Source organism: Bacteroides fragilis NCTC 9343, from assembly GCF_000025985.1.
GTDB classification, from domain to species: Bacteria; Bacteroidota; Bacteroidia; order Bacteroidales; family Bacteroidaceae; genus Bacteroides; species Bacteroides fragilis.
On the sequence record NC_003228.3, the window covers coordinates 3,331,566 to 3,346,191 of the forward strand.

11 protein-coding genes and 1 pseudogene are annotated in these 14,626 nt (G+C 50.8%); 2 read left to right on the top strand and 10 right to left on the bottom strand.

Features of this window, described 5'->3' with window-relative positions; genetic code table 11:
* Positions 1 to 13: 13 nt before the first annotated feature.
* The 9 genes and pseudogenes from BF9343_RS13740 to BF9343_RS13785 all read right to left on the bottom strand — a co-directional run bounded on the left by BF9343_RS13740 (position 14) and on the right by BF9343_RS13785 (position 11,524).
* The gene (locus BF9343_RS13740; protein ID WP_010993162.1) at positions 14 to 2,137 is read right to left on the bottom strand and encodes a fimbrillin family protein; all 2,124 of its coding nucleotides are present in this window, start codon (positions 2,135 to 2,137) and stop codon (positions 14 to 16) included.
* Positions 2,138 to 2,171: 34 nt separating this feature from the next.
* The gene (locus BF9343_RS13745; protein WP_010993163.1) at positions 2,172 to 3,200 is read right to left on the bottom strand and encodes a hypothetical protein; all 1,029 of its coding nucleotides are present in this window, start codon (positions 3,198 to 3,200) and stop codon (positions 2,172 to 2,174) included.
* A gap of 145 nt (positions 3,201 to 3,345) precedes the next feature.
* Positions 3,346 to 4,899 carry an Mfa1 family fimbria major subunit gene (locus BF9343_RS13750; protein WP_010993164.1) on the bottom strand — a complete coding sequence of 518 codons (1,554 nt, stop codon included), beginning with the start codon at positions 4,897 to 4,899 and terminating at the stop codon, positions 3,346 to 3,348.
* Positions 4,886 to 5,938 carry a FimB/Mfa2 family fimbrial subunit gene (locus BF9343_RS13755; RefSeq protein ID WP_005788789.1) on the bottom strand — a complete coding sequence of 351 codons (1,053 nt, stop codon included), beginning with the start codon at positions 5,936 to 5,938 and terminating at the stop codon, positions 4,886 to 4,888. Before BF9343_RS13755 ends, BF9343_RS13750 begins: the two co-directional genes overlap by 14 nt.
* Before the next feature lie 179 nt (positions 5,939 to 6,117).
* Positions 6,118 to 7,780: pseudogene (locus tag BF9343_RS13765) on the bottom strand (Mfa1 family fimbria major subunit).
* Between the two features lie 25 nt (positions 7,781 to 7,805).
* A complete protein-coding gene (locus BF9343_RS13770; RefSeq protein ID WP_010993167.1) occupies positions 7,806 to 9,209 on the bottom strand; it encodes an OmpA family protein in 1,404 nt (467 codons plus the stop codon).
* Positions 9,210 to 9,217: 8 nt separating this feature from the next.
* Positions 9,218 to 9,775 (bottom strand): DUF3575 domain-containing protein, encoded by a 558-nt coding sequence (locus BF9343_RS13775; RefSeq protein WP_005798618.1) that lies wholly within the window; start codon positions 9,773 to 9,775, stop codon positions 9,218 to 9,220.
* 36 nt (positions 9,776 to 9,811) lie between these two features.
* The gene (locus BF9343_RS13780) at positions 9,812 to 10,186 is read right to left on the bottom strand and encodes a helix-turn-helix domain-containing protein (RefSeq protein WP_005788797.1); all 375 of its coding nucleotides are present in this window, start codon (positions 10,184 to 10,186) and stop codon (positions 9,812 to 9,814) included.
* A gap of 390 nt (positions 10,187 to 10,576) precedes the next feature.
* A complete protein-coding gene (locus tag BF9343_RS13785) occupies positions 10,577 to 11,524 on the bottom strand; it encodes a Tsr25 family tyrosine-type DNA invertase (RefSeq protein ID WP_017141893.1) in 948 nt (315 codons plus the stop codon).
* Between the two features lie 207 nt (positions 11,525 to 11,731).
* Between BF9343_RS13785 and BF9343_RS13790 the strand changes: the two genes are divergently transcribed.
* Both BF9343_RS13790 and BF9343_RS23755 read left to right on the top strand, forming a co-directional pair.
* Positions 11,732 to 12,106: a hypothetical protein gene (locus tag BF9343_RS13790; RefSeq protein ID WP_005788800.1), complete on the top strand. Its 375-nt coding sequence runs from the start codon at positions 11,732 to 11,734 to the stop codon at positions 12,104 to 12,106.
* A gap of 59 nt (positions 12,107 to 12,165) precedes the next feature.
* Positions 12,166 to 12,327 carry a hypothetical protein gene (locus BF9343_RS23755; RefSeq protein ID WP_010993168.1) on the top strand — a complete coding sequence of 54 codons (162 nt, stop codon included), beginning with the start codon at positions 12,166 to 12,168 and terminating at the stop codon, positions 12,325 to 12,327.
* Between the two features lie 7 nt (positions 12,328 to 12,334).
* Here BF9343_RS23755 and BF9343_RS13795 read toward each other — a convergent pair whose 3' ends face one another.
* Positions 12,335 to 13,912, bottom strand: coding sequence for an ATP-binding protein (locus BF9343_RS13795; RefSeq protein ID WP_005818232.1), 1,578 nt, complete (start codon positions 13,910 to 13,912; stop codon positions 12,335 to 12,337).
* Between the last annotated feature and the right edge of the window lie 714 nt (positions 13,913 to 14,626).

Genomic DNA, 14,626 nt, shown 5'->3' on the forward strand with positions numbered 1-14,626 from the left:
ACATCATACTATTTTATTGTGAAGTGACATCCCGCACACAACGAATGGAAACACCCGCAGCCCTTCCCATCTGATATAGCGCAAAATAGCGATGCCCGGTATTACCTATATATTTAAACGAAGCGCCATACATATAGACACCGATAGGGGTAGACGTCGCATATACTACCTCAGCACCGGCATTATACAGTGCCGCTTGATCAGGATAAATATAACCGGAAATAGGAAGATTGATAAAATCACTGGGATGCTCCCAGTCATAATCCGTATGACAGGTATTTATATTCAGATCATCATCCTTACCACACGGAAACCTCGCTATTGTGACATAAGCACGATATCGCGTTCCATTAGCATCCGTTACAGACTGATTGTCCCCAACCATATTCAAAGCCCACATCAGGCGGTAAGCTTGTGGAGTTCCCTGGTACTTAATGGCATAAATAATCCCATACGTACCCGTATTCGCATTTACCCGCTTACAGACATAAACTGTTTTAGCTCCTGTTTCCGGATCATTCTGAGAGGTTTCTTTCCAAGCCGTCCCGCTATGGCCGTTTATAAATGTCAAGTCGCCATATTTTTCTCCTATAGGCATAATCCCATCAAAATCTTTTTTAGTAGGTACACGCCAGCCCGTCGGACAGGGATCATTCTTTGTAGTCGCCCAATAAGTAGAGCTGATAGCAGCAGTATTATCCCAATCCCCACCGATCATAACGTAATTAAATGTCTTACTGGCATCTCCCGGATTAAGCGCTAAGGACGCCACCGCAGGCCGACTGACGGGAGCGTCGTTTTCATGTCCCACTACCTGTGGGTAAGGTCTTGCCCCTCCGTTTTGGTCAACACAACTTCTAGGTCTCAGATACTTCTTTCCGTCACTTCCCGTATACTCTACTGTTTTAGGCAAATAATACGGAATACTTCTTCCTAATTGATATACATATCCTCTGGCCCCTTCCCATCCTTCGGCCGTTGTCATATCCGCACTGGTAGCTCCGAGATTCCGGTCCATCCACATGACACCGTTAAAAGTCAGGGGCTGCCCCATATACTGCGAATCGTCATTATGTTCGATCCAATCATACCGGCGGGGGATGATGGTAATAATCTGTACGTCGCTATTAGTAATCGTAATGGTAAGCATATACTCGTAATTGGGCAGGAAGCGGAAAGGTTCCGTCACAGTCTTACCGTTTTCATCCTTCCGGACCTCTCCATCATCTCCGACAACCGGGACACGAATTTCATACGTATCCGTGCGGTCCGCACTGTTCGTCCCTTTCGTAGCTACTTTTATTTTAAGTCCCTCCGTGGTCCCGGAGAGAGTCGGGAATATCAGACATTCGGCAGCCGCACCGCCCGCCTGCCCATTCGTAGTTACCGGCAACACACTTTCCGTCACCGTTTGAGAGAACCCGCTACCGAGCAGCGTACGGTCACTTTTCCCTCCCGTATGGCTATATTCTCCGGTCGAGAGCAAGAGGCTGCCTTCACTGTAATCACTGACTGAGATCCCCTTCAGTTCGATACCCGCCAACACATCGACACCCGTCGAACCATTCTCCGTTTTTTGCTTCACCACCTCAAACTTCAGCTTAGCCAACGTATGCTTGAATGGTAAGGTAATCACTCCCGAATTGATGCCCGATTGCTTCGTCAGTACGGCACGGCGCAAGTCGGGCAACACTCCCCCGACATCGGCATGGATGCCGCAGGCCGGTACGCCATCTACTTCGGAGCCGCATACGGGCAAGGTCGTATTGCCGTATGTCAGCGCATAAAAGTCAAGGGTTCTGCCTTCAAAACGGTCCTCGTCGGCACCGGCACTCAGGTAGTCTATCTGATGGGTGCCGTCCGCAGCCACAGCCTCCGTGCCTTCCTGTCCATTCATTGTAGGAAGTTTCTTGTCCCATGCACCTCCCACAAGTCCGTACAGCCGGTATTTAGTGCCACCCGTAAAATGACTCACCGACACATCTCCCGCACGGGTGATGACCTGTTCTTCACTCGAGGAGAGTGTGAAACTGTCACCACCCTGCACGGGCATATGTTCCTCTTCGGGAGTGCAGCCGGTAATCAGCGCAGCAGTCACGGCTGCGGTTGAAAGAAAGAATCGTTTTATCGTTTTCATATATTCAGCTCTTTTTATTAAATTCACCATTCATCTATGGGCCCGGAGTCGGTTCCGGCACCACCACAGGGACAGTCATTTTTCCTCCGTCCTCCCACTCCTTCTCTTCGCCTTCCAGCGTGAAAGAGTCGATATCAAATTTGAGGGTCGTTTCATACGATTCTCCGCCTTTCAGCTGAGTTGCCGGACTTCCAAACTGATCCATAAAGTTCAGGTTGCCATCCAAGATAGGAAAATTTGCGTTTCGCGCTCCGGTCGTAAAGTTTATATCCTTAGCCACATCCGCCGTCAACGTAAGCCCCGGTGTACCACCTGTTCCAGTGAGATCGGCCAGCAAATCAGCCGGGCTGCAAGGTGACAGATAAAACACGGCGACCTGCGTATCCTCCGTACTCAATATCTGTCCGGAATGATTGATAACCAAATCGGCGGCAGCCGGAGCCGCCAGATATTGTTTTGTCCCTGTATCCCATTTCACCCCTCCGCACACCAATCTTGCAGGCACGGTCAACTTAAGGTTCTTGACATACAGCTTGCCGACCGTGTTGTCCGTACGCCTCGCCTTGAGCACGATACGTACGGCAGCGTGTGCAAACTCCAATGCCCGTCCGAAAGGCTGCTTCCTGCTACCCGTAACCCCATTCGGAGTCACCAGTACATCGGTCAGCCCTGCTCTCGAAGACGGTAACGAATAGGTAGTATGACTGTCCGCCGTAGTCATCACAGAAGGGCAAAGCCCCATCACCACCACCCGGGAGTTATCAGCCGGATAATCCGTTTCCGTATTATAAGGTGCATCGGCGTAATCACCGATCCCCCCTGCCGGAGTGGAGGTTTTATAAGGAGAGCCCAATGTCCCCGTACTGAAATCCGTCTCTTTCCAGAACAGCAGTAACGGAGTGCCTTCGCTGCCTGCCACCCCATCCGTACGGGTGAGAGCTACCTCCATGGGTATCTCCTGTTCGTACTCTCCTTCTCCGGATGCACACGAGGCAGACAGCAGACACAGGCAAAGCAGCAGGCATGCCCGGCAGAATCTACTCTTTTTTTCTTCTTTATTCATAGTTGTATACTTTCTTTTTCAGCTTTCACCACAGAGTAACACAGAGTTCCACAGAGATGATTTTCTCTTCATATCTCATAAACAAGAGATTAAAACTCCGTGAGACTCTGTGTTACTCTGTGGTGAATCGTATTTATTTTCCTTTCTACGTCGGCCTTACTATAATTTGATTACCGGAACTCGTCACCCAGTCCGTTACTTTCATCGTGGCACGCATCGGTTGCGGCAATGCGGCCGAAGGCAGGCTGAACCGGGTAATACGCAACAGATAATAACGGTTGCGCAAGATGCCGGAATCCGCACTGAAAGCGATTGTGCCGTCAGTAGCACTTGTGCCGTCTATATAAGTGTAATAATAGCCGATCCCGCCTTCGTAAGCGGTAAAATCAGTACGTTTCAGGGTACCCGCACCGATGGCGGCCTTCATGCCCGCATAGCTGTAATAGTCACTCCCGTTGGTAAAGTAAGTGCCTGCCGCATGTGCTTCCGCATCGACAGGTGTCGTCGTTGCGGGCAAGTAAGTAGCGGCATCGGCGGGAGATGTCAGGGTTTGCGTGGTTCCGGCCCCGATAATAATCTGTTTGGGGACAAACTTCGCCGCTACCAGCAGATGGGTAGTCACCAGGCGGGGAATTTCCGCCTGAGTCGAATTAAGTGTTCCTGTCAGATCCAGTCCGCCCGCAAGAGAAGCGGTGGAAGTCGCAGTCGTGTTCTCCGGACAATACAGCCCACCGGTATAAGCACCGCTTTCCGGAGGAGTGGCTTTCGTCGCATTGAATTTGACCTCTTCATACGCTTCCGGAGCGATCCCTTCCGCCCATACACTGCCCAAAGTACGGTAAACGAATTGCTGTTCAGCCACATCGGGTGCCGATACATAATTGCCGCCATCATCTTTAACCACATACGGATCTACTTCATGATTAGGATCTTTCCCATCCGGGGGCGCATTCAGATACACCTTCCGGTTGACTGTGTTGAGGGCATACCGCACATCCGACAAACGTATCCAGCCCGGATCGGCTGACGGACGAGCCGCATTACCGGACATCCGTACGTACGCTCCTCCGTCGTCTGTATAGGTATCGCACACCAACAGTACTTTGGCCACCACCCGTTCCAGTGTGATAGGCGATGCCGTGAGATCCACGTTCACATCGGTGCCCGCACTGACCGTTACGGAAGTCCCGGCTTTTCCGGTCATGGCGATCCCCTCCGTCCCGCGGGCAAACTGCCGGATCACCTCGTCATACCCCGCCCCGGTGGCGGTATACAATCCCTTGCCTTCTGCCTGCCCGCAGATGGCATGCACCTGACCGGGCAACAGATTGGCCCCCACATAGACCTTCTTCTCTCCGGGAGTGGTCGGTATGCGCGCCTGATACACGTCCGCCGCGCTACTGGTCGTGCCATACACCACTTCGTACTGCACATCATTCCAATCCTCCTTTCCACTCCCGTCGACCGACACCAGGAAAACGGCAACAGAAGAGATCTTCTCCTCCACCGTCGCATCCGCCTGTACCGCCGCCCGGGTAGTCTCCCCCACTACCCGTACCGAGAGCCGGACACACGCCGTCACCCGGTCCGCCCCTGCCGGAGGGGCAGGCATGCCGGCATCATCGGAGCATCCGCATGCCCACAGGCAGAGCAGAAACCGAAAGAATATGATCCATATGCTGCCTTTACAGTTGTGCATCGTTCAGTCTGATAATCCATCCGTTAATGTTCAGCGCCTCCAGCTTTCCCATCGGGGTAAGGTAGAAAATCACGTTGAACCGATCTTCGTAATCAAGGTAATCCTGGTCGCTGAGCTCCACACCGTTGCTCTCTTCAAACAGGGGGCGCGTCATCAGCAGATAACGCGTCAGGTCGACATCCACTACTTTCTGCCCCGAGACACGGTCCGTCACCACCAGACGGGCCTCCTGATCCGCCAGTAAGCGCAGTGTGTTCAAGCGGGCACGCGCCAGGCTGACTTCTCCCGTACGGGTGGCGGCCGGTTCCGTTTCGGAAGCGGACTCGGTATGATAGGCGGCATAAGTCACCCGGTCGCCCGTCATCACTTCGTTGTCGGCATTCATCCGGCCGTTATCCGCCAACAGCGTAAAGTCGTAATCATCGGCGTCCAGCCCCTGCCCCGACGTATCGTGCAAGGTAATGACGAACCGGTTGCTGTCCTTCAACATCGGCACGCTGACCGATGTCAGTTCCGAAGGCTGTATCCGGCTCAACCGGAGATGACCGTACCACAAGTGCCCCAATTCGTCATCCTGACGTCCGTCTCCGTCACGTTCCAGCCGGAGGGTCAGCTCGTCACGGGTCGAACTGCCCGGTGTGAGTTGCGGCATCCGGTAATGCCGGTTGTCCCCTCCCGCCCAGAACACCAGTTCGTAAACGTCTCCGTCTTTATATTCCAGCGGCAGGGTAATGATATAATCGTTTTCAGTCAGCGATTGCCTGTTCTCTGTGTGCAGGCAGACAAACTGTCCCTGTGCGTCGAACACGTAAAGGGACAGTGTGTCGATCTCGTCGGTGATGACGCCTGTCCCGCTGTCAGGCTGTATCTGTGCATGCAATGCAGGCTGAAGACGAATACGGAAACCACTGGGACAGTCGCTACGGTCGTCCCCGGTCCACGAGCAGGCAGATAAGCCCGCCAACAACGAAAGCCACAAGAACGGCAGAAACCAACTGCCGGAATGGGAAAAACAGAAAGTCTGAAACTTATCGGACATGGTTGGGAAAATTTTATGATTGAACGGGTGTTTCACCACAGAGTAACACAGAGTTCCACAGAGATCTTTTTCTCTTAAGATATCCTGATAAGCGAGAACTTAAAACTCTGTGAGACTCAGTGTTACTCCGTGGTGAAAACCCATCTCAAAGCAATTACTTTTTTAGAGAAAACAGTGGGTTAACGGCCCAATACGGCACTATTCGTACGCACTACCCAAGGTTTGATACTTAACTTCACATTCAGCAATACGGTAGTCGGATCATCGGTTTCGGTATCGGTAATGATATTTTCGGTTACACCGTCTTTGCCGACACCTTGAATACCGGTGACGGTTACTTGATAGACATTGTTGCGGACAATGCCGAACTCCATCACATCTTCTGCTGTATCTGCCGAGGGGAGATGTTTGATCCAATACGGATAATAACAAATGAACTTGCCATCGGTATTTCCTTTCTGGAAACACTGGACGTCGTTCTTTTTCAGGTCGGTAAGGGCACCGCTGGCCGAACTGGAAGTAGTTCCGTCTGCCAGTAATACACCGGCTTCTTTCAGCGCTTCAATATTTTTGTAGAAGATGCCGGAATGGTAGAAGATTTCACCAATCGAACCAATTGTAGTAGTTTCTTCCACACCACCGCCCGAAGACTTTTTTTTGCATCATTTTACTCGGAGCAATCTCTGCTTTAAATACGATGCCGGTTGTATATCCGTTCTTCTGTTTATCCTTCAGCATCGTGTTTTCATAGCAGTAAGCGGCGACTTTAGTTTCCACCGCCCCGGAAGAGTAGCCCGGCATATCCGTATAAGTTCCGGAAAAAGTGCCGAAAGACGACAAGCCAAATGCGCTTGATCCTTGCAGATACCAGTCGCCATAGCTATTGGCTAAAGCAGGTGTGGCAGTATAAGTTTTATTATACGTCTTCGGATCTGTCACATACGGCAATGTAACGCTTGAGTTACCATAATTTGCCTCAGTCAAAGGATTCGTTACAGTGCTTTCTTTATCCACATGACGGAAATAATATCCCTCTTTCCGTGCGTTGACTACATAATAGTTTTTTAGGGTGATATCCTTAATATTGTTGATCTGAGCTACTGTGGTAGAAAACGAAGTATATTTATTAGCAGTAGCAGCAGAAGACACACTGGTTCCTCCCGCAGTCACCGTAATCTTTCCCATCACACGCTCCACTGTTGCCGCAATGGTCTGCTCCGGGTCTTTGGTTATCTTCTGGGCAATATAAGGAAGAGTATTCGAGTTATTACTGTTGGGAGAACGGCTCGCCATTACCAGTCCGTCACTCGGTACAGCAGCTATCACGCTCGTAGCGTCAGCCGTTGTCTTTACGAGAAAAGCAGCTTCGGTCAGAGTTCCCTTGTCACTGTCACCCACCCCATTGACCGTACCGTTCACCACTATATAAATACGATAGTCTCCCGGGGTCAGGGCTGTTTTCTTACTGGTCCATACAATGGTCTTCTGGTCGGTAGTAGTAGTGGTGGTTTGCGTAAACTGGCTGATGGAAATAATCTCTGTCAATGTAGCAGTACCAAAGCTACTCGATGCTCCTCCCGGAAACAGATACAGATTGGCCTTCGTCACTTTGTATTCATCCTTTAAACCGATATCCATATTCGTATCGTCAGTATCCGCCGTCGGATCGGAGGCCCTTGTCTCCGCCACACCATTCGGTACGGCAATGGTCACTGTGGTATAAGCTCTCGCTTCTTCCGGATTCTCTCCGCCCGAAGCATCCGTATCGTCGGAACAGGCGGCCCAGGTTGTCAGCAATAAAGCAGCCAACCCCATCATACTCATGTACTTTAGTTTTTTCATTTCTTTTTTACGTTATGTGATACATTTATTGCGTTATACCGATGGTAGCGGCCCGTCGTTCCGCATTCATCTTTTTAAGGTTTTCTTCCGCTTCCCGGTTTCCGGCTTTCACCGCTCTATGCAGCCATAGCCCGGCTTCCTTGTCGTCTCCGCACAACAGATGGCAGACTCCCCGTACATTCCACGAGCGTTCGTCCGCCTCCACCGTCTTCAGCAACCGGAATGCCTCTTCATACTTCCGCCCCCGAATGGCTTCTATCGCACGGTTCACCGTATCCGCCACGCTGTCAGGGCGGTTGGCATACTGCACACGGATGTAGCAGGCATCGCGCAACTGCGGATAGAGCACATCCAGCACCGAACGATACGGACGCCCGCCCGCCAAGGCTTTCAGCCTGTCATTCCGCTCTTCCTCCGGATGACTGCGGAGAATAGCGAGCACTTCCTCCTTATATGTCATGTCACTCCCATTCACCAGTTCGGCCAGCCTGTCCCAGTCTACTCCTCCGGCATTCAGTTCAAACAACGATACAGGCAGGTTCATGCGCACCGAGAGAGCATGCCGCAGAGCTTCGGCACGTTTCGCCGATAATTTCCGGTTCAGTTCCGTCGTGCCCTCGGGCGAAGCATATCCGCTGATCGAGATACCTTGCAGGAATGCGCAACTGTCCGCACGCAGCAACCCGATGGCTTCCGTTATCCGGCGCAGGTTTCCGGCATTGGCGGAATACAGCGTATCCACCACTGCCGATGCCGCACGGAAGCGAATACCGATGCCGCTTTCATGCAGGGGGCGGCTGCCTGCCTCGCACAGGAACGGATAGTCATCCGCATGTTCCGCCACCGTCCGGCTCACCCTCGGAGTGAGCTCACTAACCGACGGACGATAGGGCAAAGCCACCGGAAAAGCGCCGGAGGAGACGATGCTTCCCACTGTCTGTACCCGGCAGCAACCTTCCCGGTCGATGTCGAGCCGCAGGTTCAAGCCATTCTCCATCCACGGGGCATAGCGCAACGTATCGGTATACAAGAAGGTGTCTCCATTGCGGGCGGTCCACCGATGATTGACGTCACGGTCCGGAAGGCCGGCCAATAGGCGCCGCTGATTTTCCTTGCGCGCCATGATGCGTCCCGTCACCACAAACGGGCCAAGCAACACACTATCCGAGGCGTTGCCCAGACAAGGGGTAATCACCCAGCGGTGACGGGCACGCACTGCACGGGGGGCTATCTTTACGGCAAACGAGACATATACCTGTCCACCCGCACGCTGCATTCGGACGGCGGTAAGGGCTACTCTTCCGGACGGATCTGCCGCACGGACAGACAGCGCACCGAAGCACAGCGCAAAGAGCGTCAGGAAGCAGACTGTCGGCGGCATCTTCCGAAAGCACATTCTTAAACGGGTCGATCGTATCTTCTCTTTCATAAGACTTTTTATTTTAACATATAAATCAGACTGATGCCCGCACGGGTCGGCGCCAGAAAATTTTTCTTGTTCGCTCCCCGATATTCACCACAGACCGGACAATTAAAACGTTTGTATTGGGCATGCACCCACCCTGCACCTATGGTAGCCTCCAGATTCCAGCGTTTGCCGAGCACCCACGAGTAACCGTATGAAAACCCCGCCATCAGCGCCCACCCCTCGTAGCGGTAAGAAGCCGAACGGGAAACAAAAGGAAGATGCACCCGGCTCAGGTTGTATTCTCCCCCACCGGCATGCACACCCAGAAAGTGTCCGTAGAATGACTGACAAAGCCAATAGCGTGCCTCACCCTGCGTCATCCAGAATTTCCACTTCCGGTTGTCCGCAAAGTTCCACGGACAGGCGCTTCCCGCAACATCGAGTGTCCAGCGGGAGGCAAACGCCCACTCGGCAGCAAGCGAAGGTGCCGTCGCTGCATCGTGCAGCAAATTGGTTTTAACCGCTGCCCGTTGCGCCAGTACATTGCCCGAAACAAGCAAAAGCAATATGAATAGTTGTTTTTTCATTCTGTTAGTTTATCTGAAACATATCCGCCAATCCGCCTATAAATCTGTCAGAGGTATCTCCGACAGATAGGCACGGGTCATCTGGTTGACAATGCCCAGCTTATGGGCGGCATAATGATAACGTGCATACATTTTCTCACAATCCGGTTGATTACAGTTCAGATGCTGGTCCACGGCTTCCATCAAATCGAGCAGGGAGATACGGAAAAGAGGGCGGGTCAGTTCATAGGTTTTCGGAATGCCACTGCCGGATTGGTCTGTCCTGACACGTATCAACCCCGCGGATTCCAGTTGACCCAGGAGTTCGTCAAGAGGCTTACAACCACATTCCAAATCCTGGAGATTTCCTGTTTCGTGAGAGGAAATATGACGTAAGACAGATATGGCTGTCAAAGTTAACGGCGTAAGCATAAGCTATTTTGTTTTGTTGTGTGATCAACCGTTACTTTGTAGGTAACGGCATTTAACAGATAACGAATACAGAAAGCGTTCTGAACCCAATAATATGAATTAAATAATAAAATACATCCGATGATGACAATAAAATGTTCGTCCGCGTTAAATTACATCAACGTGGACAACCCTTCTTATTGCTTTTTTAAGAGAAAATAGGGAAAACTAATGCTAAGCATGCATCTTTTTTAAAATTAATTATCTTTTTATTGAGAAACTTGCCTTTTTATTTGTTTGTGTGAAAAATAATATCCAATTTTGCAGCAATTATTCATTGCCGTTACCTACAAAGTAACAGACTATTTATATCCCTGTATATAAGTGTAATACATTCAAATCATTTTATCTTTAAACCGCATTCAGCACATAGTTGAGTATCTTCCTGTTTGTCCGATCTACTTCCCTATCCCCGAAAGGTTTCAGGTAAGTTTCCGTAACTTTTACCGAAGAGTGTCCCAGTCCACGGCTGATCACTCCCACGGGTGTCTCCTGATGAAAGGCAATCGTGGCCCACGTGTGGCGCGCAGTGTATGAACTGAGCCTGCCGCCCAATCTCAAATCCACCGACACCCGTTCCAACCGGCGGTTCAGGTTACGCAACGCATATTGGTACTCCTGATAAGGAGTCAATGCCTTCTTTGTATGCCGCTTTCGGGTGCGGGGCTGCCCCAAAATAGGCAACAGATAACTCGGATGGCAGTTCTCAACCATCCTCCTATTGATAATTTCCATCGCCTCACGGGGCACGCTAATGCTGACCTCCTGCCCCGTTTTATGCCGGCAGTAGGTTAACACCCCCTTATCAAGATTGCTCCTGCGCAAGTGTGCCAGATCGACAAACGGGATGCCCCGCAGCATAAACATCAGTACAAACCAGTCCACAGCCTTCGCCGAGGCCGATTCATCCGGACACCCCGACATGCGGATCATACGCCCCACCGTGCGGGCATCCACGGCACGCTTCACGTCGGAGCGCGTACCGGTATATACCTTATCGAAAAGCCCGGTGACATATCCCGGACGCCCCTTCATCCCCCGGTTGTAGCCCGCACGCAGGGCACGCATATAAGTCGATACCGTGTTCCAGCTCAACCGCTTGCCCAGCAGCCAATGTTCATACTTGCCCAGAAACACCGGAGTCACCTCTTCAAATCCGATCTCCTCTTTTCCTGCACTCTCCCTGAGCGTACGCAGCATATTATGGTAGATACGCCGGGCCGGTTCACGTCCCTCTTCACGGAGCCTTTCAATCTCCGAAATCATAAATACTGTTAATGTTTCATTCATCTTATTCATTGTTTTTAGTTTACAAATCATCTTTAAATATAAATTGTGTAAATAGTCGGATAACCGAATCTATATCTTTACAAAAAACATCTAAAGAGACTTTGCAGAACAATCCCCGGGACGATATGCTATACTCTTTTTGTATATCTTTGCCGATCCTAACGTCATTTTAACAAACATTGGCATCCAGCCATCCCATGCAAACCTCAAAGTAAGATGAAAAAGAGCATTCAAGACCTGAAAGAGTCACTAAGAAAGAAGGAAGAGAAACAACAAAGACTGCACGAACAAGAAGAAACGGTAAAAAAAGACATCCGTGTGCTGCGGTACCTGATAGCCAAGGAGGAAGAGGCTGCCTCACCACAAGCCCCCCGGAAACGAAAAATCCCCCAAAAGCAGATAAACGACTTTTTTACCCGGATCTCCATGTTTTACGAAGATCTGCAAAGGCGCCTGAACCTGCGCATCACTTATCGCTGCTTCTGCCGCTGGCTCTGCACCCGCTACGAGTTCGAATCACGCTATCACGACCGCCACAAACTGTCGCCTTGCACGATACTGGGGTATTTTAAGAGAGAAAGAGGAGGATAAAAGCCGTATACATAGAGACTAAACTAAAAACACTCTCTATGATTTATCCAGGATGAAAGATGCACACAGATTACTCTGCCATCCGACTTGCCGAAATCACCAGCGAGCACGAAGACTCTCCCAGAGCTATTGTGCTTCGTCACGGATCCATCGTCTCGCACATAGCATCCATCCTGACTGCTTTGTGTCAGTGTGTATGTTTCCTTGAAGAGGAATCATAAGGACGCATCATCCTCCTATCATCCACTCTCCAATATTCCGTTCCTCCTTCTCGAAGGCTACACCCACCTTCACTACTTTCCGTCCGTCCGCCTGATAGGGCAGCAGATATCCCTTTTCATCAATCTGCCTCAAGGCAGCCTCGGCACTGTCGTTCAGCTTGAACTCAAACACGTAGATGTAGTCCGGTGTCTTCACCACCGCATCGGCACGCCCCCGGGCACTCCGGACCTCCGTCTCCGTAAACTGCCCCATAAGCTGGAAGACGAGGTAGAACACCGTCTGATAATGCCGCTCCGTGCGGTCGTTCAGATCGTAGGGGATACCGGCAAAGAAGCAGCGCAGGCGCGTGAGGAAAGCGTCCACATCACCGCTCTCCAACTCGCGGATGAACTTGCCGATATAGAACGAGGTGTCTGTCTGGGCTATAGGAGTGTAGAAGGGACTGACGAAGTTGAGGAAACCATATTTCACCTCCTCGTTGGGGAACCCCAGCGTGTACATCCGGAAGCGCTCGTCGTAGTCCTTAATCGTCAGATATCCACTTTGATAAATCATGGGTATCGGATTGTTTATATCCGCGCGGTCGTCGCTCAGCGAAGCCTCATTCACCTCAATACCCTCCATCTCCCTCAAGTCGAAATCGGTCTTCTGCAGCATCTCCACCAGGAAGGTGGGCGTGCCGCTGGCAAACCAGTAATTGCCATACGAACGCTTCTGCAAGGCACTCAACACGCTGAAGGGATTGTACATGGAGGTGAATTCCTCGTCTTTGGTGAACCGGTATCCGTCATATTGGCGAGTCAGCCGGTCCATCACCTGCCGGCAGGTCGCATTACTTTTCACTGCCAGGGCTTCCAATTCCGGAGAGAAGGTAGCTTCTATCTCCGCACGGGTCATGCCGCAAAGGGTGTTATAGTCGAGGTCGAAACTGATATCGTTCAGTTGGTTCAGATTACTGAAAATACCCATTTGCGCGAACTTGGTCACTCCGGTGATGAAGACGAACTGCAACCAGGGGTCGGCATCTTTGAGCACAGTATAGAAAGCGGTCAGCGTCTCCCTGAAGTCGTGTTGCAACTCCTGACTGTCGAACGAACGCAGCAAGGGTTTGTCATATTCGTCGATAAGCACCACCACGCGGCGCCCCGTCTGTTCGCAGGCGCGCCGGATGACGGTCATGAAACGTCCGGAGTGCGTAATACCTTCCCCTCCCGTCCGGTATAACTCTTCCCACTGCCGCAACTGCCGCTCAAGTATATCGATCAGCCCCTCACGACTGTCATACTTCTCCGCATTGAGGCTGAGATGCAGCACGGGATATTGTAGCCACTCTTTTTCCAATTTCTCGATAGCCAATCCGCGGAAGAGTTCCTTCTTACCTTGAAAGTACGCCTCGAAAGAAGAAAGCAACAGGCTTTTGCCAAAGCGGCGGGGACGGCTCAGGAAACAGGGATTGCCTGCTTGAGCCAGCCGATAAATCAATGCGGTCTTATCTACATAAAGGAAATTTTCGGAGCGCAGTTTCTCAAAACTCTGTATCCCTATCGGGAGTTTTCTAAGCGGGGCATTGATCGGTGTATCCATGGGGCATTGAAGTTAGTCTTTTGCAAATGTACACAATTATTTTTTAGATTCTCACACTTGGTTACAAAATGTAAGGGATGCAACAATTGGCACTCTTCTTTATTTTTCTTATACTCGTAAATACAAAGATAACATTTTCTTCTGTATTTTACGTGTTGTACTACCAAAGATACCACCCGGATCTAAATACCTATTATCAGTAAAAGGCCAAGTAGCACTTCGGTGACGATGACGGGCCGGGGCCCAAACGGCAACATACATGGACTTCAAAATTCGTGGTAAATTCCGGAGAATGCCCGGTGCGGCGGATCGGGTTCAAAAACTGTTCGCCGACCGCAAATTCGACTGATATATTTTATATATCTTTTGTTTATTATTTATTTATGTGCAGGTCTGCATGTTGGCGGCCTCGAATTTCGCTCGCACAAAAAGCTGAGCAACAGCGTATTACGAATACTAAAGCATGTTGGTATCCATGTTGGTGATTCAGAGGCTCCGAATGACGGAAACAGAGGGTCCGGAAGAGTCCGGACGAGGCTCGGTTTCACCCCGGCAGAGCGTGCATTGCCTTGCAGTGGACACTGTGACTTTTTGCGCCGTAATGCGGCACTCTGCATCACTTTCTTGCATCGCTGCCTTTCCATGCTTAACTTTGTCATACCGTTCGGGAAAGAACGGTACACTTAATAACCTGTAATATGAAATACTATGAAT